The organism is Priestia endophytica DSM 13796 (genome assembly GCF_900115845.1).
GTDB lineage: Bacteria > Bacillota > Bacilli > Bacillales > Bacillaceae_H > Bacillus_I > Bacillus_I endophytica.
The window spans coordinates 36,313-56,209 of sequence record NZ_FOXX01000019.1 but is presented as its reverse complement, the minus strand read 5'-3'; the positions used below and the strand labels follow the sequence as shown (position 1 = coordinate 56,209).

26 protein-coding genes are annotated in these 19,897 nt (G+C 32.3%); 20 read left to right on the top strand and 6 right to left on the bottom strand.

Going from position 1 to position 19,897, the window contains the following annotated elements; translation table 11 throughout:
* Nucleotides 1-266: 266 nt before the first annotated feature.
* The 18 genes from BM012_RS22895 (at nucleotide 267) to BM012_RS22820 (ending at nucleotide 10,222) form a co-directional block, all read left to right on the top strand.
* Complete coding sequence (locus BM012_RS22895; RefSeq protein WP_061802839.1) at nucleotides 267-1,832, top strand: outer membrane protein assembly factor BamD; 1,566 nt, start codon at nucleotides 267-269, stop codon at nucleotides 1,830-1,832.
* 179 nt (nucleotides 1,833-2,011) lie between these two features.
* On the top strand, nucleotides 2,012-2,188 hold the full coding sequence (locus tag BM012_RS26605; protein ID WP_161939279.1) for an antitoxin VbhA family protein: 177 nt from the start codon (nucleotides 2,012-2,014) through the stop codon (nucleotides 2,186-2,188).
* Nucleotides 2,175-2,798: a Fic/DOC family protein gene (locus BM012_RS22890; protein ID WP_082802489.1), complete on the top strand. Its 624-nt coding sequence runs from the start codon at nucleotides 2,175-2,177 to the stop codon at nucleotides 2,796-2,798. Before BM012_RS26605 ends, BM012_RS22890 begins: the two co-directional genes overlap by 14 nt.
* A 14-nt stretch (nucleotides 2,799-2,812) precedes the next feature.
* Nucleotides 2,813-3,304, top strand: coding sequence for a hypothetical protein (locus BM012_RS22885; protein ID WP_061802840.1), 492 nt, complete (start codon nucleotides 2,813-2,815; stop codon nucleotides 3,302-3,304).
* A gap of 33 nt (nucleotides 3,305-3,337) precedes the next feature.
* Nucleotides 3,338-3,649 (top strand): AbrB/MazE/SpoVT family DNA-binding domain-containing protein, encoded by a 312-nt coding sequence (locus tag BM012_RS22880; RefSeq protein WP_061802841.1) that lies wholly within the window; start codon nucleotides 3,338-3,340, stop codon nucleotides 3,647-3,649.
* 77 nt (nucleotides 3,650-3,726) lie between these two features.
* Complete coding sequence (locus BM012_RS22875) at nucleotides 3,727-4,527, top strand: CPBP family intramembrane glutamic endopeptidase (RefSeq protein WP_061802842.1); 801 nt, start codon at nucleotides 3,727-3,729, stop codon at nucleotides 4,525-4,527.
* Between the two features lie 140 nt (nucleotides 4,528-4,667).
* A complete protein-coding gene (locus BM012_RS22870) occupies nucleotides 4,668-4,913 on the top strand; it encodes a hypothetical protein (protein ID WP_061802843.1) in 246 nt (81 codons plus the stop codon).
* A 266-nt stretch (nucleotides 4,914-5,179) separates the two neighbouring features.
* On the top strand, nucleotides 5,180-5,797 hold the full coding sequence (locus tag BM012_RS22865) for a hypothetical protein (protein WP_061802844.1): 618 nt from the start codon (nucleotides 5,180-5,182) through the stop codon (nucleotides 5,795-5,797).
* 57 nt (nucleotides 5,798-5,854) lie between these two features.
* Nucleotides 5,855-6,334 (top strand): hypothetical protein, encoded by a 480-nt coding sequence (locus BM012_RS22860; RefSeq protein WP_061802845.1) that lies wholly within the window; start codon nucleotides 5,855-5,857, stop codon nucleotides 6,332-6,334.
* Entirely contained in the window at nucleotides 6,331-7,005 is a 675-nt protein-coding gene (locus BM012_RS22855; protein WP_061802846.1) for a hypothetical protein, read from the top strand. The genes BM012_RS22860 and BM012_RS22855 overlap by 4 nt, the downstream gene beginning before the upstream one ends.
* A gap of 34 nt (nucleotides 7,006-7,039) precedes the next feature.
* Entirely contained in the window at nucleotides 7,040-7,429 is a 390-nt protein-coding gene (locus tag BM012_RS22850; protein WP_061802847.1) for a hypothetical protein, read from the top strand.
* A gap of 1 nt (nucleotide 7,430) precedes the next feature.
* Nucleotides 7,431-8,084 (top strand): hypothetical protein, encoded by a 654-nt coding sequence (locus BM012_RS22845; protein WP_061802848.1) that lies wholly within the window; start codon nucleotides 7,431-7,433, stop codon nucleotides 8,082-8,084.
* Between the two features lie 36 nt (nucleotides 8,085-8,120).
* Nucleotides 8,121-8,651, top strand: coding sequence for a hypothetical protein (locus BM012_RS22840; protein WP_061802849.1), 531 nt, complete (start codon nucleotides 8,121-8,123; stop codon nucleotides 8,649-8,651).
* A 24-nt stretch (nucleotides 8,652-8,675) separates the two neighbouring features.
* Nucleotides 8,676-8,831, top strand: coding sequence for a hypothetical protein (locus tag BM012_RS26600; RefSeq protein ID WP_161939280.1), 156 nt, complete (start codon nucleotides 8,676-8,678; stop codon nucleotides 8,829-8,831).
* Nucleotides 8,832-9,071 carry a hypothetical protein gene (locus BM012_RS22835; RefSeq protein WP_061802850.1) on the top strand — a complete coding sequence of 80 codons (240 nt, stop codon included), beginning with the start codon at nucleotides 8,832-8,834 and terminating at the stop codon, nucleotides 9,069-9,071. It abuts the gene before it with no gap.
* Between the two features lie 157 nt (nucleotides 9,072-9,228).
* A complete protein-coding gene (locus BM012_RS22830) occupies nucleotides 9,229-9,558 on the top strand; it encodes a hypothetical protein (RefSeq protein ID WP_061802851.1) in 330 nt (109 codons plus the stop codon).
* Nucleotides 9,559-9,561: 3 nt separating this feature from the next.
* Nucleotides 9,562-9,939 carry a hypothetical protein gene (locus tag BM012_RS22825; RefSeq protein WP_061802852.1) on the top strand — a complete coding sequence of 126 codons (378 nt, stop codon included), beginning with the start codon at nucleotides 9,562-9,564 and terminating at the stop codon, nucleotides 9,937-9,939.
* Between the two features lie 100 nt (nucleotides 9,940-10,039).
* Nucleotides 10,040-10,222, top strand: a complete 183-nt coding sequence (locus BM012_RS22820; RefSeq protein WP_061802853.1) for a DUF8096 family protein — start codon at nucleotides 10,040-10,042, stop codon at nucleotides 10,220-10,222.
* Between the two features lie 130 nt (nucleotides 10,223-10,352).
* Here the strand turns inward: BM012_RS22820 and BM012_RS22815 are convergent, their stop codons facing one another.
* The 5 genes from BM012_RS22815 to BM012_RS22800 all read right to left on the bottom strand — a co-directional run bounded on the left by BM012_RS22815 (nucleotide 10,353) and on the right by BM012_RS22800 (nucleotide 13,979).
* Nucleotides 10,353-11,618 (bottom strand): Y-family DNA polymerase, encoded by a 1,266-nt coding sequence (locus tag BM012_RS22815; protein ID WP_061802854.1) that lies wholly within the window; start codon nucleotides 11,616-11,618, stop codon nucleotides 10,353-10,355.
* A gap of 208 nt (nucleotides 11,619-11,826) precedes the next feature.
* Nucleotides 11,827-11,991 (bottom strand): hypothetical protein, encoded by a 165-nt coding sequence (locus tag BM012_RS26595; RefSeq protein ID WP_167360160.1) that lies wholly within the window; start codon nucleotides 11,989-11,991, stop codon nucleotides 11,827-11,829.
* A gap of 63 nt (nucleotides 11,992-12,054) precedes the next feature.
* Nucleotides 12,055-12,345: a hypothetical protein gene (locus tag BM012_RS22810; RefSeq protein ID WP_061802855.1), complete on the bottom strand. Its 291-nt coding sequence runs from the start codon at nucleotides 12,343-12,345 to the stop codon at nucleotides 12,055-12,057.
* Between the two features lie 146 nt (nucleotides 12,346-12,491).
* Nucleotides 12,492-13,298 carry a hypothetical protein gene (locus BM012_RS22805; RefSeq protein ID WP_061802856.1) on the bottom strand — a complete coding sequence of 269 codons (807 nt, stop codon included), beginning with the start codon at nucleotides 13,296-13,298 and terminating at the stop codon, nucleotides 12,492-12,494.
* 276 nt (nucleotides 13,299-13,574) lie between these two features.
* Nucleotides 13,575-13,979: a hypothetical protein gene (locus BM012_RS22800; protein WP_074842910.1), complete on the bottom strand. Its 405-nt coding sequence runs from the start codon at nucleotides 13,977-13,979 to the stop codon at nucleotides 13,575-13,577.
* Between the two features lie 260 nt (nucleotides 13,980-14,239).
* Between BM012_RS22800 and BM012_RS22795 the strand changes: the two genes are divergently transcribed.
* Both BM012_RS22795 and BM012_RS22790 read left to right on the top strand, forming a co-directional pair.
* Nucleotides 14,240-15,304, top strand: a complete 1,065-nt coding sequence (locus BM012_RS22795) for a zinc metalloprotease (protein ID WP_061802858.1) — start codon at nucleotides 14,240-14,242, stop codon at nucleotides 15,302-15,304.
* A 296-nt stretch (nucleotides 15,305-15,600) separates the two neighbouring features.
* Entirely contained in the window at nucleotides 15,601-16,314 is a 714-nt protein-coding gene (locus BM012_RS22790; RefSeq protein ID WP_061802859.1) for a hypothetical protein, read from the top strand.
* 1,716 nt (nucleotides 16,315-18,030) lie between these two features.
* Here the strand turns inward: BM012_RS22790 and BM012_RS22785 are convergent.
* Nucleotides 18,031-19,569 (bottom strand): RNA-guided endonuclease TnpB family protein, encoded by a 1,539-nt coding sequence (locus BM012_RS22785; protein WP_061802860.1) that lies wholly within the window; start codon nucleotides 19,567-19,569, stop codon nucleotides 18,031-18,033.
* Between the last annotated feature and the right edge of the window lie 328 nt (nucleotides 19,570-19,897).

Below are 19,897 nucleotides of genomic sequence, written 5' to 3'. Positions count from 1 at the left end.
ACTGAAACTCCTGCACCGGAGCAACCAGAAACAGAGCAACCAGGTAACGAAAATCAAACACCAGAACAACCAGAGGAATCAACAACAGAAACTCCTAATTTAGAACAATCTGGTCAAGCAATTAATGTCTAACCATATAGAAAGGAAGCATATGTGTATATGCTTCCTTTGATATATTGTAAGTTTTGTATATTTTCATTAATATAAAATTTGATGATATTTGAAGCTATTGGTCGATATTTCATCTCTTATAAGGAGGTTAAAACTTGAAGAAGTTAAATTTTAATGATGGAACTTTGGGGTTTTCTGGAAATATTGTAACTTACGAAGTTCCAATAACAAGCACTAACATAAATTCGATTGATGAGTTACAGGATTTACATCATGCACCCTTTCTTTTCTCAATTAACGAAATGAATTTTAGTGAAAATAGAAGTCATTTCTTTATGTCAGTAGAAGTAGAGAAGAATTATGTTCCATTTAGCTTTTTTAAAATGAAGGCAGAGGACAATATAAAATACCTCTTCATTGAGCAACTTTGTGCTATGGCGGAGGAGTTAAGTGAATATCCTAATTTTGTTACCGTTTTAGATGATAAGAACATATTGATTAATATTTATACAGGTGAAATTAAGCTTGTTTATATGGGAATAAAAAATCTTATGCCAAGTCTAGGGTATGAAGAAGATTTATTGACTCAAATTAAGCGCTTATCTCTTCTTATGGTTACACCCACATCATTTGACGAATTAAAATATAATGGAATTGAAACAGCTTCTCAAAAATCAAGCGCTCAAAAATATGGGGTTGTTTCTAGAATTCTTGCTGCTGAAGCATTTGATGATATTCGAGCTACAATAGAGGCAGAAAAAGAAACTGAAGAAATAAAAGAAGAAGAGGAAACTAAAAAATCTATTTTCCAGCGAATGCCTTCTTTAAAAAAGAATCAAGAAAAAGAAGTGAAAAAACCAGTTGATGAATCGGCTAATAAAGCATTGCAAAACAAACGTAAAATAGAAAAAGCCAAAAATGCTCAGAAGCCAAAAGAGAAGGTAAATAAAGTAGATAAAGAAGCTATTAAAAGTAGAAATCGTGCTAGAGCACTAGAGAGTGATTCTGAAGAATCACAACCTAAATTTAAGGTGAGTTTTGGTAACTCCAAATTGAAAATTGCTGCGGTTTCTTTTGTAGGCGTAATGGTCCTTCTTTGGGCAGTAGCTAGTTTTTCAAATAATGATTCTCCTAGTAAGGCAAAGGATACAGTTGCTAATGCTCAGGAAGAAAACGATTATTTAACAAAGGGATTACAATATGCTTCTATTCAGGACTATGAAAATGCGGTAAAAGAATTTGAACATATGGATACGCCTTTCAAAGAATTAAGTAAATCTAATCAGAAATCTATTTTGTTCTCATATTTAATGACAGATAACTTCCAAAAAGCTATAGACGCAGAGCCACGTTTTGCATCTAGTATAGTCAATTTCCTTGTAGCTAAGGATCGTCTGGATGAGGTTAAGAATCTTAATACGAAGAATCCAATTATTAAATTTGAGAAAAGCTATCTAAATAACGACTTTAAAAATGTTTTAAAATATAAAGATGACGTTGAGTTAGATGGACGTAGAGAATCTATGGTTGTTGAAGCTTATATTGGTCTAGAAAAGTTTGATGAAGGTTACGACTTTGCTAAGAGTAAAGGTAACAAGGATCTAATGATTAAAGTTAGACAAAAACAAATCGAAAAGCTTAAAAAAGGTGATGCTTCAAGTGATGAAGTGAAAAGTAAAATAGACAGCTATACGAATGAAATTAATCAATTATCTCAGTAGAAAGAGCACTCTTCAAAAAAGTGTTCTTTTTTCTTTATTTTTACAATAACACCTGTATGTTTTTAATCATTTATGTTATAATATATTATATAGGGTGATATAAAATTTGGGTTGAATAACAGAATTTATAGATAGAATTCATACATTTTTATAAAATGAATATATAGGAGGAATAAGTTATGTCTAAAAAAGGTTTCGATATTGATAAAGCAATGGAAAATGTAAAAGCGAATTTTGCAGTAGAAGGTATGGAGTTTTCTAAACAAGAAGAAGAATTAATTAAACGTAGAAAACGAGGAGAAATTACGCAAGAGCAATTTGTGGAGGAGGTAAAAAGATTATATGGCCCAAAGTAGGTATTGCTATCCTGGAACAGATGTACTAATAAATAAACTAGATATCCAAGACCAAGAGACGCTAAACAATTTTGAAAGAATGCATACCGGTTTAAGAGCATTAGAATTACAAGAAAACCCCATAAAGGGAGATTTCGATTTAAAACATCTTCAACAAATTCATAAGTATCTATTTCAAGATATTTATGAATTTGCCGGAGAGATTAGACAAGAAGATATTGCGAAGGATAATTTTATGTTTGCCCCTTGTAGATTCATTGAAGGTGCTTCTCAGGATATTTTTAAAAACTTACAACGAGAAGATTTTAAGAAGATGGATGTGGAGAAATTTAGTGATCGGCTAGCTTACCATGTAGCAGAAATAAATATCCTGCATCCATTTAGAGAGGGGAACGGACGTTCGACTAGGATATTTGCAGAGCATCTAGCTCAGGCATCTGGATATAATCTAGAATGGAATCGGGTGGATAAAGAACAGTTACTTGAAGCATCTAAAAGGTCTGTAGCTAATCATAAACCCCTTGCAGAAGCTATTGACCAATGTATTGTAAATAGAGAACGTGACAGATCTCTTATGAGACAATTCGAGGATAGAGGACTAGAGAGGTAAGAAAGGAGGGCGCAATGAAAAATTTATTAAATAACAGCAGCGAACAAATAATTGCTGACATAGCTTGCCGTAAAAGTCTATTATTCTTTTGGCTTCCTACCTATTTTCTTATTTCTAACAAACGGGTTAGTATTCACTCTAGAAATGCTATTCTCGGAATTTTACCTTTGGGTACTAGTGGTGAAGATTTAACTTATCGTAGCATCTCTTCAGTCAAGACATCTACAAAGTTGCATATCTTTAGGTTCTTAATAGGTGCATGGCTTACATTTTGGGGAGCGCTTTCTACTCTACCAGTAGGATTTTCAGCTTTTAGCTCTAATGTTGGTATTGTTATGTTTTTATTACTAGTTTTTGGAGTTTTACTTCTACTACATTCATATACGGCCACTTTGAAAATTAGTAATAGTTCTGGAGGGACTACTAAGGTAGAGGTGCCTTATATTGAAGGAAGAAAATTAAAGAAAGTGGCAAAACATATTAATTCACAGTTAATTAATTATTAGTTTGTTTTCTAGAAAATTTGGAGGTGTATAAGATTGAAAAGTACAGGGATTGTTAGAAAGGTAGATCACCTAGGCCGTATTGTTATTCCAAAGGAATTAAGAATGGCACTTTCCTTAGATAACAGAGATCCAGTAGAAATATTTGTTGATGGAGAACAAATTGTATTAAAAAAATATCATCATTCTCAAGCCTGTGTTATTACAGGAGAAATAACCCCTCAAAACTTTAAAATTGGGAATGAAAATATAGTTATTAGTCCTGAAGGTGCTCAAGTATTGCTGAAAGAATTACTTGAAAATATGGAGAAAGAATCAGATAAAGATTTATTAACTCATAGCCTGTAGGATTGGTATAGGAAGCTAAAGCTTCCTATTTATTTTGGGAATAATAGAAGTGAACCTTATATAAAGGAGAGGAAACTTTGCTATCTGAAACAAAGAAATCTACCGAAAAACAATCACTTAATGAATGGTTTAATTCTTATGTTCAGGAAACAAAGAATGATACTGAAGATATTTTTAAGGCTATAAGCTCTATTCCAACATATAAATTTATTATTCAATTTCTTGTATCCCTATTAGTGACAATTATATATACTGCTGATGTTGATTTTTATCAAAATCTAATCCGTATAGTGACGGAACAAAATTCTATCTCTCGTAATCTCATATCCACTGTATGTTTCACTTTAATACAGGTTCTTTGCTTTTATCTATTATTTAGAAAAAATATTAAATGGTTTTTTAAAAAGATCTCCTGGCGACAAATAAAATGGGCCTTTTACTTTAGTGTTGTTGCCCTTTTAATATCGATGTCAATTGCACTTCTTATAACTAAATCTTCATATGCACTAGACTCAAACCCTAGTATTGAAGATCAGGGTATAGTTCAGGTAATTAAGCTCATTATAGGATTACTTGGAGAAGAAATTCTATTCTTCTCAACTTTCTTTTTAGTTCTAAGCTTGTGTTTAAAAAAGAATTTTAAGAAACGCATGCTTAATCTGTATGTTTCAATATTGTTTTCTTGTTTAGTATTTGGCTTGGCCCACTTATGGACTTACGATTTTAATATCGTTCAATGTTTAATAGTGATAGGGTTACCTTCAGCTATAAAAGTTATTTTATACTTGTGGTCTAAGAATCTATGGTGTACTTATCTCCAACATTTTATGTACGATTTTATAGTTTTTCTGTTAGTAATAATGTATTCATACTCTTAGTTATATCTTTTGCAATGAAAGGAGCACTGATAAAGTGCTCTTTTTTCTTATTTCTTACATTTATATTCACCTATTATTAATCATTTATGTTATAATATATTATGTAGGGAACTATAAAAGAAGAAAAGGGAGGATTTAGGATGACGATTGAAAAACAGATTGATTCATTGGAAAAGTTATTAAAGGAAGAGAAAGTATCAGGAATGGGTTTCCTGAATATATTAGCAGATTTAGCTTATTTTAAAGAAATTCAAAAGAAAGGACAGAGTGTCGTATTGACATTAGATCCTAAAGTAGATTTTTCTGAACATCTTCTTATAACAGGGAAACCAGGAAGAGGGAGAAACTTTAAGTATAGATTAAATGAAGAACTACAGAGTAACTAATAGGGAGGGTCCAGATGTTATTTAAGGATTTTAAAGATATATTAAAAAGAATAACTTTAAGAAAGAATCCTTCTAGTATCAAAAAAAACGGGTAAAAGGGCAGTCGGAAACTTTACATGTAATTCAGTTTGAGGAACCATTGATTAATAGAAATTACATGGTAGAGGTGAAGTCCGGAAACGGGTTGTCCTTAACTCATGAGTTAGACCTAGAAAATAATAGAGTGGAAATTAAATATTATAAGCAAAATGAGGAGGAAAACTAAAGTGAATTTTGAGGTGACTGGAGAAGGAAAGAAGGAAGAAGGATTAGTTGAAGAGCTACAAAGAACATTGAGCGAAGTTAACAAAATGCTAAGCTTAACTAGAAAATATATAGAAGACGATATAAATAAATATCCTACTCTAAAAAATGAGCTACTTCATATTAATGATGAAATAGAAGGAATATTAAATAAGGCTACGATATATGACTTAGAGATTCCATACTTTAGTAAGGAACGATTGGAATGGGATTTGTTGCTTAATAGAATCTGGAAGGATTTCACTAGGGACTACCAAAGTCTATATGAATTGCAAGGTAAATTAACAAATGATTTAGGAAGAGAATATGTAAGGAAGTTAATCCTTGTATATAGAGCTTTAAGTGATTTAGTTAACCATGATGATCAATACGAGGAATTAACCCAAGAGAAATTTGAACTAGATTTAGAGAGATATATGGATATGGTTTTAAACCTAATCACTTTTGAAGATATGGTGTCATATTTAGATTTAGGTGCTGTAAGTGAAGTTAGGGGTGATTTTAAACTCCCTATAACATTTAAAGAACAATACAACGAGGTTAAGAGCAAATATCATGATTATTTAATTAGGTTCAAATGAAGATATTATTTGAAAAGTCTAGAGATATCTTAAGAGGAAATTGTAGGAGGTATTTTCATGTTAAAGAAGAGAGAAGTTTATATCTGTGATGAATGCGGGGGATTCTGTGAGGTAAATCGTTGCCCCATACCTCAATGTATAGGTTCGGCTAAGCTTACCACAATAGAAATTGATAATGAAAAAAACTTAGATATCGTTAAGGAAGCTCTTGATTCTATAGGAGAATCGAAGTTTAAAGTACTATTAAGTCTTTCTTCAGATGGGCCAAGTGATATTGACATTGTTTATATGGAAAAGGAAGCTATTATTTCAGACCTTAGTAATCTTGACTTTATATTTAATGATATTCCAGCAGTAGTGCACAAGAAGATGCTAAAAGAATGTTTAGGTATTGCATTGTTAGACCCTTATAAAGTTATAAAGGGTGAAGATGTTAAAGGTTTATTTATTTACAGTGGGAGACTTTATAGAGATGATCAACAAACGTTGTTTACCAAACGCTACCCGTTAAAAATTGAAAAGGGAGTTAAAGCATGAATTTAGTTAAATTATTAGATCGTATTAAAATAGACCCTGATATTACAACTAACCCTGTAGAATTTTTGTTATTTAAAGAACTACATTTAGAAAAAGAGTATACACCTTTATATTTGGGTGGATATCGAACAGTTTTTAGTAAGGAAACGCTAAATAAATATTTTCAAGACGAGATAACCTATCATGATATTCTACAATCTGTAGACTTACCAGAGATTGAATTACCCTTTCAAGACATATTCATTCCTTTAATCAAAGAGCGTTTAGAGGAAATCGAAACTCTTCCTGAACCTGTATGGGATGAAGAGAAGATGATTATATTTCGTTCTCTACTGGATACTCCAAATGCATTTATTTCTTTACCCTATATTACAAAGTCTATCCATAAACATGAGTTATTAACTTTGTTAGCTTTAACAGAGTGGAATCCTGGTTTCATGACTGCTTTTGGAGGTGGATGGGGTTATGCAGCTATCATTTTTGAATCTATTAGTATCTTTGACATTGATGAATTAGAAGTTTATTTACCTTATGATGAAATGAAAAACCTAATAGATCAACTTCCCCACTATCATTATGAAAAAATTTATGAACACTTAGAATTCACCAAAAAATCTCTTGAAAAAAGAGATAAGGAGATATTAAATTACTTATCAAGCTTTAAAGTATAAGAACAGAGTCATATATAAAGGGGGGATCTCTTTAATGAATAAATTAAAAATTGCGGAAGAATTATTAAAAAACACTACTCCTGACCAGTTAGGAGCATTATTAAAAAACTACATTTTTAATATGAGAAAACTGAAACAAGTAAAATACAAAGGGGAAGATGGAGAATTAGCTCGTTTGTATAATTGTATAGCTTATATTGAAAAAGAAAATTTTGATATTACAGGGTGGGCGCTAGTTGAAATTCCGATATCTTTTTGTTACTGCTTTTACAATAAGTCAACAGATAAAAGCTTTGATTTAAAAGTATGGGATACAGGAAGAGTAGTACCGATATATTTAGATAGTGAACAAGATGATAGAGAAGCTAATTCTATTCAAGAGGCTATTGAAAAGTATGTAACACCAAATTTGAGGGAGTTGTAAAATGAATTTAATTGAGCTGTTAGATTATATTGACATAGATGTTGCCATTAAAGCAGACCCTGTAGAATTCTTATTATTTAAAGAGACATTCTTAGAAAATGGATATTCCCCTTTAAATTGGGGTGGCTATCATAGTGTTTTTAATAAGGAGGCTTTAAATCAATATTTTCAAAATGAACTAACTTATGATGAAATCCTGCAAACTAAAGCTTCATATGATGAATTTCCTTTTCAAGATGAATTTCTCCCTCTGATTAAAAAACGTTTAGAAGAAATAAAAGCTCTTCCTAATCCATCATTTAGTGAAGAACAAATGATGGTATTAAAGGCTATTGCTAATTCTCCAAGTGATTTTATTTCTTTATGCTACATTACAAAGTCTATCCATAAAAATGAATTATTTACTTTACTAGCCTTTACTGAATGGGATTTTTGGTTCCAGTCTGTTTCTGGATTTGGATTGGACTATATATCAATAGGTTTTAAATTTACTACTATTTTTGATATTGATGATTTAGAAGTTTATTTACCTTATGATGAAATGAAAAACCTAATAGATCAGCTCCCTTCACAATATCAATTTAAATCAACTAAAAGAATTACTAATAACAGTAACGAAGAAATGTTAAACAGATTATCAAGTCTCAGAGTATAAGATTAAATTCATAGCTAAGCAGGGGGTTTATGGGAGATGTTTTTACGAAGTAAAAAATATGACAAAATTAAAAGTTTAGAAAGACAAGTAAGAACTTATGAGTATATTCATGAAAAACGTATAGATGTATATAAAGAACAAGAACAGAAACTTGTTGATAAATTTGAGGAAGAAGTCCAACAAGCTTCATTTCGTTCTAAAGAGGATGAAGATACACTTGAAAAGTTGAGGGCCTTATCTAAAGGCGAGTTAGTAGATAAGTGTAATGATATTATAGTAAGTTTCCTTTGCAGTCAAAGAAATATCGGAATGGCTGTAAATGATATACCTCCTTATTGTACTCGATGCATGGGTTTACTTGCAGATGCAATACACAATTTTCCTTCTGCTGGAAGAAAAGATGAGTATATGGAATATTTCTTAAGAGAGGTAGCGAGGTTTTATAAGTTAAGAAAATTGATGATTGATTTTCTCGAAAAAAATGACCATACAACTTATGGGGAAACTAGGCACCACATTCATCACGAAATGATTAGAATGCTTCATGGTATGGATAATTTACATTAATTCTATAAAGTGAGGGAAATAAAAATGGAAAATAACAAGGTGAAGGAAACGGGTTTTTTTGTAGATACAGCTAAAAGCTTATCTGAAAGTGAAATAAATAAACTTCTTGGCCAAAATAGTGTTCTTGGAGAATCCCTTAAGTCTACTAAAAAGAACCTAGCTAAAGAAGGACGTGTTTAAATGAGGCAAGTTTTAAAGAATGTAGGAACTTGGTGGAATGACGAAGATATTTCTTTAGTGGAATTAGAAGGAAACGAGGTTTATGCACTGGTTGGTTGGAATACCGAATGTTACACTGAATGTTGGAAATGCACAGGAGAATATAATACAGAAGCTAGTGCGGAATTATATACGTTAACTCCCATTTATGAAGATGAAGATTGTGATATCTTAGTAGGTTACGAAATAGAAAAGAACTAATTGAATACTGCATATATAATGCAAGGAGTGCTTATAAAGTGCTCTTTTTTCTTGTTTTTCACATCTATCTATTACAATTTATAATCATTTATGTTATAATATATTATATAAAGGTTGATGTTATAAATCTTAAGTTGAAATATGGAGGAGTATTTATATGGAAGCTATTATGTGGTTTATTGATGATTATAAGGTTCCCCTTTCTTTCCTTTCCCTTGTATATCTTATGCTTTTCCTTAAAAAGAAATGGCGTGCAGGATTTATGAGTATAGGCACAATAAATGTTATAACATCTCTAATTTTAGTAAGTCATGTATTCAGTTTTTCCTCAATTGGTGCTAATCCTGAATTAAATTATATGACTGGAGCTGCTATCACAAGTGGTGTTGCCATCTTCTTTTACTTAGCAGCAGCCATTTTTGAAGACGTACCAACAAAGCCAAAGAAAAAACCTGTGACTGGAACATTTCAGAGGAAGGAGATTTAATACATGGATATTCTTAAACCCCTTGAAATAGTCGGAGAATGGATTGGAGTCAGTGTTGCAAAGTTTGAAAAACTTATCTTAAATGATTTGAATGAGGGAATTGCTACCTGTGTCATCCTTGCTTTAAGTTTAGCTATATTTACTTTGATATTTAATAAAAAGGATAGCTATGCTTATTTATTACTGGGCGTAACCTCTGGCTTACTTACAGTTGTTTTCTTTCAAAAATATCGAGATAGTATAGAAAACACAAGCTATTATAATAGAGGATTTTTCATTTTCGCAATCCTAACTTTAATCTTTTTTGAACTTCATGGAAAATATTTTAGAAAGGAAATCATAAGAGCAAATTTGAGAAGAAAAAGAGAAGAAAATGTTTAATATAGAGATAAAGCCTTTTAAGTATACTTAGAAGGCTTTTTATTAATCTTTATGTTATGATGAGTCAGCATGTATTGAATGATGGAGGTTTATAGGTACTATGGAAAACAACGAAGATAAATATGCAAACCTTGATTTAAATAAGGTTTATGAATACTCTGAATTACCTGATCGCATCAGTGGTCGATGCGACCATTGTGGAAATGCAAGATTTAAAACTAAAGTTGGAAATGGACAATATCTACGTAAGTGTACCACTTGTGGGTTGACTAAGAATCTGTAATAGGTTCAATAATATAAATGTATTTATATTTCAGCTACTCTAAAGAGTAGCTTTTATTTTTATATAAAGTAAATGTCAATCAGGTTACTTAGCTTTCCTTTATTATTTTCTTCTTCTCCACTTCCCTTCCCTATGCTTTGTGTCCTCCCATTAAGCCATTTCGATAACGAGCTGTTGAATAATCGAGAGCGCTTGAAGCCCGAAGAAGGCTATTCTTCCCATAGCGAGTACGAATTTCATCAACTGTCTTAGCAAGCGCATAGGCTTTTTCACGCTTATCAATATCTTCAAATAAGCTCATTTGCTCTTCCTCTTGAATCGTTGTATTCGATAAAGAAATTCCTATGGATCGAATCGGCATTCCAGTGTCATACGTATGTAAAATGGTTAAACAGTAAGGGAAAATATCTTGGCTTAAGTTAGAGGCCCGGATCATTTTCTTTTGTCTAGAAAATCCTTTCCCTGTTTGTTTGCTATAGCCAATGGATAAATGAATAGTTTGCGCTACAACTTGATGGAGCCGTAAGCGAAAGCAAACATCATCCAAGAGTTCTAATAGTAGTAATTCAATTTCTTTTCGACTAGTATAATCTCGAAGTAGAATTTGACTCTTTCCGAATGAGCGAGAATGAGGAATGTAGACTTCCGAAATACGACTATAATCAATGCCATTAGCATGTTGATGAAGCTCTGTACCTAGAACACCGAATTCTTTTTGCAATAGTTCTTTAGAAGATAGGGCTAATTCTTTAAGGGATTGTATCCCTAAACCGTTTAATCGTCTTTCTGTAGCTGATGAAATCCCCCAGAAATCTCTCATAGGATAGATAGACCATAACTTATGAGGTACATCTTCATACCGCCAATAAGCTATTCCTCTTGGGTTACGTTTGGCTTCATGATCTAAACTAACTTTAGCTAACAAGAGATTAGGACCGATACCTATTGTAGCTGTCAGTCTTGTTTTTTGATAAATCTCATGGATGATTTTATGAGCTAATGCTTCTGGCGTCCGAGCAAATAAGTGTAAAGAAGCTGTGACATCAATGAACAATTCATCAATACTATAGGCGTGGAAATCTTCTGGAGCAACATATTGTAACACTAGGCTTGAAATATAATTAGAAGCTTTCACATATCGCTCCATAGAAGGGTTTACCACATGAATATCTTTCCTTTTAGGGATCTCGAAAAGTCGACTTCCTGTCTTAATCCCTTCTTTCTTTAATAAAGGTGTAGCAGCCAATACGACAGATCCTGACCGTTTTGTGTCTCCTACAACAGCAAGTCTTGTTTTTAAAGGATCTAATCTTCTTATCACACATGAAACAGAAGCAAAGAATGATTTCATGTCTATACACATGATGATTCGATTTGGAATCTGCTCATAATCCATTGAAATAACCTCTCTAACAAAGAACGTTTGTTCTATTATATACGAACGTAAGTTCTTTATTCAATCTATTAAAAGATGGACGTATTCCATAATATTTGAAAAGGAGTAAATAATTAAGAATAAAAAGAAAGACTATGATGAATGATATGAATGCCCCGATTTACACAAAAAAGCGTTGTCGTATAGACAGCGCTTTTTGTATGAACGTTTATTTTGGTTTTTGTAGTGATTTCTTATCTAACAACTGCATAGAAAGAATGTCTCGTTCTGTGATGCCCAACAGCTTTATTTCTTCTTTATAAGAACGCCCTTCTACCACTTTTATAGACTTTTTGGTTCCATCTCTTAATGTATATTCTTGATACATTATCATAGGATTTACTCCTCTTTTTCAAAAGTTTCTTCCATAGTATCACAAGTTTTAGCAATCAAATAATTATGAATAAACAAGTTCCTTTTCATATATACCTTTTGCAAACTGACGTACCTCTTGGATCGTGTCCAACCGTTGAACTTCTTGTGAGAAATCACCTGTTCCACTTATATGATAAGACTTTTTAAAGAAACGAATAGGGGTTGTATAGTACTTGTTGTTTGTAAATGTAAGGGATTTATAAATGACGACTCCTAACTCATTAGGGAAACGACAGACGATCTTAAAATCCTCTTCTTTTTCTAAATCTGTATCAAATGAACAGATAAAGTCTTCTAAAATAGGTTCATTCATTTTTTATTTCCTCCTTATCCATTCTAACCCAATTATACTCTAATTCTATGCTTGTATCTCTGTGATTTTACTGATTTCTTTATAAGAATATAGAGAAGGGAAATATGGATAAGTTAAAATAATTCATAAAAGTATTGATAATGGAACTATTCAACCATTAACTTTGTTTCATTTTCATTTTTTTCTAATGAATTTTTAGCTTCTGACAACGTTAAAATAACCATTAATAATTTATAACAATCAACCTTATTTACCTTTTCCTCATTAGCCATACCGTGTGATAATTCGTTTCTCGATAATAAAATTCCGGTAGGTTTATCATTATGATTTGCAAACATCTCGGTAAGCAATATTTTTTCGATAGTGGTAAAAATGTTCGTCAGCATTAATAAATCTAATTCATTATTCTCAAATTGATCTAATTCACTTTTAGTGTAATTTATTAATTTCTTGCTCCAACGTGATTTGTCAGAAGAGGATATACTCCTTAATAAATATTCTATAACCGAAAAGCAGTGCAATGCACTTTGAGGATAATAACCATCATCAATCAATTTCAGTGTATTACCAAATACTTTTTGTCTATCCTTTTCGAGCGAACTAATCATATAACCTTTAAAAGGCAGAAAAAACTCTTTATCATTTATTTTACTAACTATATATTCTTCTAAGTTTTCTTTAGGGGCATCATGATAAATGTGAATTAAGAATTGTTGAGGCATTGACCACCCTAAACCTGCGCATCTTTCTATAAAATCTGAAAGCTCACCGTACTGCTCAATTGCTTCCCAATCAATAGTATCTACAAGCTTCTTAATCGTTCTCTGGACTTCACTAGCTTGATCGAAAAATGGCTTTATATTAGATTGAAATGCCAATCTAGCTGTCCCTGCAAATTTCTTGATAGAATTAGCGAGCTCTTTTTTATAATGTAAAAAATTTTCTTTTTCCAATGAACAACATCTCCTTTAGTCATAAATAATTATTTAGCTTTTTGTTCTTTTATCGAACTGCACCATAAACACGAAAATAACGAAATAATAAAAAAGCGCCGTATAAGTATTAAATAACTTTTTATTAGTACACACAAACACACAAAAAATAAGCTCCTCTCATATGAGAAGGGCTTTTGTTGTGTGTTTTGAAAAAAGATATCTCAAAATATTTAATCAACTGCCCAGTATGTTGTTTGTAAAAATATATATAAATGAAAAGAAATAAATGGAACGTTAATCGAACAAACCTGATTCTGGAAACGTTAATTTTCCAAGCATTTTTCCGTAAGATATTATTGCTTGAATTGTGCCCCACGTTTCATTTGCTTTATTCGCTGTATCTACTACATTACCTAAAATGTCATTTGCTTCTTCAGGAGTTTTTGCAGTAATAATGGTGAGCACTTCTTGCAATAATTTAAAAGTTTGCTCGTTTATCTCGTTATTTTCTCTTACCAATGCAATTATTTCATTTATGCCTTTCACATCTGCAGAAATTTCCTTCAAAAAATCTCTTTGTTCAATTTGTATTTGCTCTGCATTTCTTTTATTTTCAACAATCTTGTCTATCGCTTCTTTCTGTCTCCTCACGCTATCATTGACTTGCTGATTAATTCTAGCCATTGGGTCAAAATTCATGTTATCGCCTCCAATGTACCCATTCGACATATGGTTACATTCCCCTCTAATTTTCATTTACTGAATACTTGTATATGAAAGTTGAGAGTATTGAATCGATTACATTACAGCATTGTGACTGTAAATAGGAATTGAGAAAAAGGAATAGGTTAAAATGGTTCATAAAAGTATAATTTCTCAAAGCTCTAGCCATGTATAAAGAAGGATAAAAAGCAAATAAATATATTGAAGACTATTAAGCGTTTGAGGAGGTCACTGTAATGCTGGATCTTGGATTACATGGATCATGGAAACATGATGAAGAGCAATATGTAATTCGGTATGACGCTATTTTATCTGTAATTAGTGGAACAAAATACGATGGTTTGAATAGAACTGAACATCATTGGATTGCGAATGTGAAGGAGAATTCTTCAGGTAAGTGGTCTGGGGAAATATTCTACAGAAAACCTGAGCATTTAACTTTTGAAAAAGTGGAAGTTTCAACTATTAATAGCATGGGTATGAGTAAAAATTTACATGTTTTTCTTTCAAGCTCTAGTTTTTATGACGATAGGAAATGGTTGTTCTTTAACGCTAACCAATTTAAACCGCAATATTTGCGTACTGTAATTGTAGAAATGGCTGCTGAAGAAAATGTAGATTATGTAACGTCCTTTAATACTCATGAGCACCCTAATCGTCCTGGTGAATTAAAAAATTTTAATTTAACAATTCCAGAGGTATTTCGATGGGCAAGTATTGAAGTTTTAATGGTAGAGGGAAACAAGAAGATACCTCTTAGCTTAGCTGGGAGTGATCTAATGTGGGATAATAATGAATTACATCAAGCCATGCTACAGCATTGTATGTTTAAGAAGGATAAGTTTCCGATTGGTTGGACAATTTGGCTTTTAAACGCCTCTAATAATATTAATCCAGATACTTCGGGTATAATGTTTGATGAAATTGAAAATCACAGACAAGGAGCTGCGGTATTTAATAATAGTCGTTATTTTGTACCACCTCCTCATGATCCAAACCCTGATGCTTGGGTAAAAAGAGCAAAATTTTGGACTACTATACATGAAATAGGACATTGTTTCAATTTGACTCACTCTTTTCAAAAAGAAATAGGTACTCCATGGGATTCCTCGCTAAAAAATGATACCAATGCATATAGCTTCATGAACTATTCACATAATGCTCGTAATCTTACAGTACAACAAAATTTTTTCTCTAACTTTTATTATACATTCACAAGAGAAGAGAAACTGTTTATGTGCCACGCTCCAGATGAATTTGTTCAAATGGGTAATTCCAATTTTACAGAGAATCACGGATAGCATTTATAAGTCCAACAAAAAATATAAATAATTTTCTGTAAAAGTATATATAAACGAAAAGAAAAAGCGCAAACTCGTTGTTACTGAACAGGTTTACGCTTTTTTACTTCTTTGCACATGTTTTATGTAAACTAGTTTCGTATTTGGCATACAAAGATAAAATAATTAACAAACGTTACTCAAATGGATATATGTCATCCAATGAATAAGATGCTATTTTTACGACAAAATATAAACTGTTGTTTTAGAAATATATCTTAAAAATCTAAAGTATGGAAGAAAGGGGGAAACTAAAATTGAGAAAAAAGCAGGAACTATCATTCTACCATGGAAGTGAAGGTGGGGGACCTGATTGGAATCCTCCAAGCGAACCTCTAATTAGGACGGCATCAGACTCAACTGTTTACGGGATAAGGTTACTAGCATTTTATTTAAAAGGGGCCACAAGAACCCAAGATAACAAGGATAGATTTTTGGCTGATTTGATTCAGGCAAAAGATGTCTGGAACTTTCCTATGTTTTCAGTAACACCAGAAACATACTCTGTGGGGAGCGATTTTGGCTTACCTAATTGTCTTGATGATGTAGACATAAGTGGTGAATATATGACGGATCTAATGATTTTTAGGGAGACACACCGGAGACTGCATCCAGTAGAGAGAGGCGTAAAAACAATAACTATATGGTATGCTCCATTTACTGAAAGTCTAGGTGCCGATGTACTTGGAAGAGCTTTTGAGAGTGTGGGTGGTTATCCTTTTATTTTTATGTCGAATGCGGCTAATAATGGATTTAATAATAGTTTGCTCGCCCACGAAATTGGACATATACTGTATTTCAAACAAAGTGGAAACATAGATGCTAGTGACCCTACGGATCCAAACGGCAGTATACACAGCCCGCAACCTGATAATGTTATGTTTTCAACACCTGACAACAATGTAAATTTAGAACAAAGTCAAATAAACAAAGCCCGTAATAGTTTTTTATTTGTTGAAATAGATGAGTAAAGTCCATGACGATGTATGAAGAATATACCTTAAGAGATGGAACAATAAAAACTATAAAAAAGGTGAGGGGTCGCTCTCTAAAAGAAGAAATGAAATTGTTGGGAATCACAGAGCCTGATATTCTTCTATGCAATTGTTAGTAGTAAAAAGCGCAAACCTGTTTAATAAAAACGAGTTGGCGCTTTTTTTCTATTATGAACGAGCACCATTGTTATATCCATCACTTACTTTTAAATACCTCGTGACTCTATAAAAAATGAACACAAACAGACAGTCCGTAAAGTGAACGTCCATAAAAGTTTACTTTTGCGGACATTTCTTTTTTATTAAAAATCTAGCTTTTTTATCGTTCGTTTAAATCAGAAATTTAATTACGAACGTTTTTTATAATCAATATACTTTTGCGAACGTTTTAATTAACATTCCAATATAAAATGTTAATTGATTTCAATGTATTGAATAAAGAGGAATTTGATGTTTTTTCCTCATCCCTTACAAAATTAAAAAGAGTGCTTTCCCGGTTAGGAAAGCACCCTTGATAATAATAACGAAGAACATTTGTTATAACATGAGTTACCCTTAGTAGGAAGTTGTCCTACAAAGCTAACTTTTAGCTAGATTAAATGTTTTTTCTCTTGCCCTAATTTCCAACCCCAACTTCCTTTAGACTATATTAATAGGTTGATTTCAATCCACACATCCATATAGGATGTGACAATATGAGGTGATGATATAGTCTATTCTTACATATTTCAACCCACACATCTATATAGGATGTGACATATAGAATGCGACAAAATCGTTATAATAATTTCAATCCCCACATCTATATAGAATGCGACTTAAAGAAAAAAAGAGCCCGATTAGACATAACAATTTCAATCCCCATATCCATGTAGGATATGACAACATTTTCAAGTAAGAAAAGCCACCTATAGGTATTTCAATCCCTACATCCTTATAAGAGATTTAAACCGAGGATCATTACAAAATTTCAATCCCCACGTTCATATAATATGTGACGTTAATAATGAAAAAGAAAGGAGTGAAGTATTTATTTCAATCTCTACCTCCCTATAGGATGCGACAGGAGTTACAAAATGCTAACTGTAATCGCTGGTGATTTCAACCCATGTATCTATATAGGATGTGACTTCAATCCGTTCAATTGCATAGACTTCCGTTGAAATTTCAATCCACGCATTTATATAGGGTGTGACTCATGAAAACATTAGAGGATGCAGGTAAAGTCGTATTTCAATCCATGCATCTATATAGGGTGTGACTGCGATTTTTAGTCAAAACAACAGAATAACATATGGTTTTAACTAAAAATCTTAGAGCATGTACTGGAATTTCTTCAGTAAATAACAAGGATTAACAAGAATTGAAAGGTATTTCAAGAAAATCGAGGTGCGAATTCCTAAGTGAATTTATGTTTACTATACGTTTGCACTAAGTATGTATTTTGCGTTACCTCAGCTTCTGGGTTTACGACAAACTTTGTAACGCTTGATGGATTGTCGATACGGTAACATAATGTATCGAGTTGACCCTTTGGTGAGTGCTTTTATGGGTTCTTAATTACACCTCGCCTCACCCTTTGGACGCAAATTCGCCCAAGCCCGTAAACTGACTATTTAATGTATGTGGTTTTCAAAGAACGTTTTAATCCATGTGTCCAAACAAATGGTAACATTGATTTGAAACATTGACCTAATTTAATTCAAGTTCTAGCTGCTTGCGTTCTACTTCGTCATCTGACTGTTGATTTCCTTTAATACTCTTGGTATTTTTCGCAGTATCATTGGTTTTTGCAATCTCAGTACCTCTAATAATGTCCGTACTTTTTGCGATATTTTGAGAAGCATTAAAATCAGCATTAACTTTATGACCGTAGCCCTTGCACTCTTTATTTTTGCAAATAAAAGCATTTTGCAATACTCTTTGTCCCTCTTCACAGTGACCGCATTTGCTACAAGTCTGTGAAGTGTAACTAGCATCTACATATTTTACTTCAATACCTTCACGCTCGGCTTTATATTCAATCATTGTCTGAAGCTGATAATAACTCCAATTTCGTAATAGAGATTTATGTTTCAGTTTGTCAAAATGTAATTCTTCCATGTGAATTACACTAGCATTATTTTTGACAGCAAACTGTATGATATTTTTACTTAAAAAATGATTGTATGTGTTTACAAAGTTCTTTTCCTTTGCTTTCAACCTATCTAAGCCCTTTAATTTTTTACTCCTACCTTTACCGCCAGAAGTACTTTTTAGTGCCTTTTGCAATCTTTTTCTTTGGCTTTGCAATTGAGTGCGAACTTTTAAAAAGTCGTCTATGTTACCAATTCCCCTTTTGATATAGGGAGTATCATTAACCGATACATAAGCTGGGATCTTTAATCCGAGATCAACCCCGACAACACGCCCTGGAACAAATACATTTTCTTTAGATACAGGAATATTCAGCGAAAGATTCAATATTAAATCTCTATTAAGGCTGATACTACTATCACATACCTTATAGTGGCCATCTAAGATATTAATGAGCACTGATTTCAATTCACCTATGTTAGCCTTTTGCTTACTTCCAGCTGAAATAATGATTTTAAAGACAATGCCTTTAATCCATTTAATATAGTAGTCCCCATTTTCTTCATAGAATTTCATACTTCTAGCACGTACTAACAATGGGTGAGTGTTTTTGTAAGTGCGTAAGCTACGATCCCCACGCAGAAGCCCTGTTTTCATATCGTTATTGAAGTGAGATATGACTGTTGATGTTATTCTATCCTCAGTATCATAGTGTAAAGTAAACTGGCTTTTGACTAGTTTCCCTATTCTTGTTTGTTTAGATAAGCCCACTACTTTTTGATACGTTTCTTTGGATTTCTTATTAAATTCTTTTTCTATCTTGTATACTTTTTCCTGCGCCTTGTTATAACCTTCCCTTGCCTTATCCACCCTCTTTTGCAACTTTTCATCGTCTTTGCTAGCTTTAGCCTTTTCTTTTACCTTTAAGTAGTCTTGATATTTATTACTGGCCACTTCTTGGTACTTGGTCAAATGTTGCTGATATTCTTCGTCACTATGTTTTAATTTCTCCGTTGCTATATGTTCAAAGTACAGGTGATTGTAAGCTACATTAAGTGCTTTATTTTGATTCCGTATTTCACTTCGTATGAAATTGTAAGCCTCATTACGATTATCAGATACAATTGCTAATTTAAATTTACGTGTCGTGATCATCTCTATTCCCCCTTATGTACTTGTGATTCATATCTCAATCGTTTTATTTCTTTGAGTACGATTTTACATAGTAGGTAATTAAAATAAATCATTTTCACTTTAGTGGAAGTAATTCTGCGGACTGAAGCAGTCATCCTGTTATTAAGCTTAAAAGGAAATATATACTAAATATTATATAATTAACAAAGCCTGTAGGCTATAGATAAAGGCTGAAGCCTTTTTAATAATAGTAATAGACATGTTGAATATTATTATCTTGTTTATACAGGAAAGTAGGGAGAATTAATTGGATAAACAAGGTATACACTTAAGTTAGAGGGACCATATT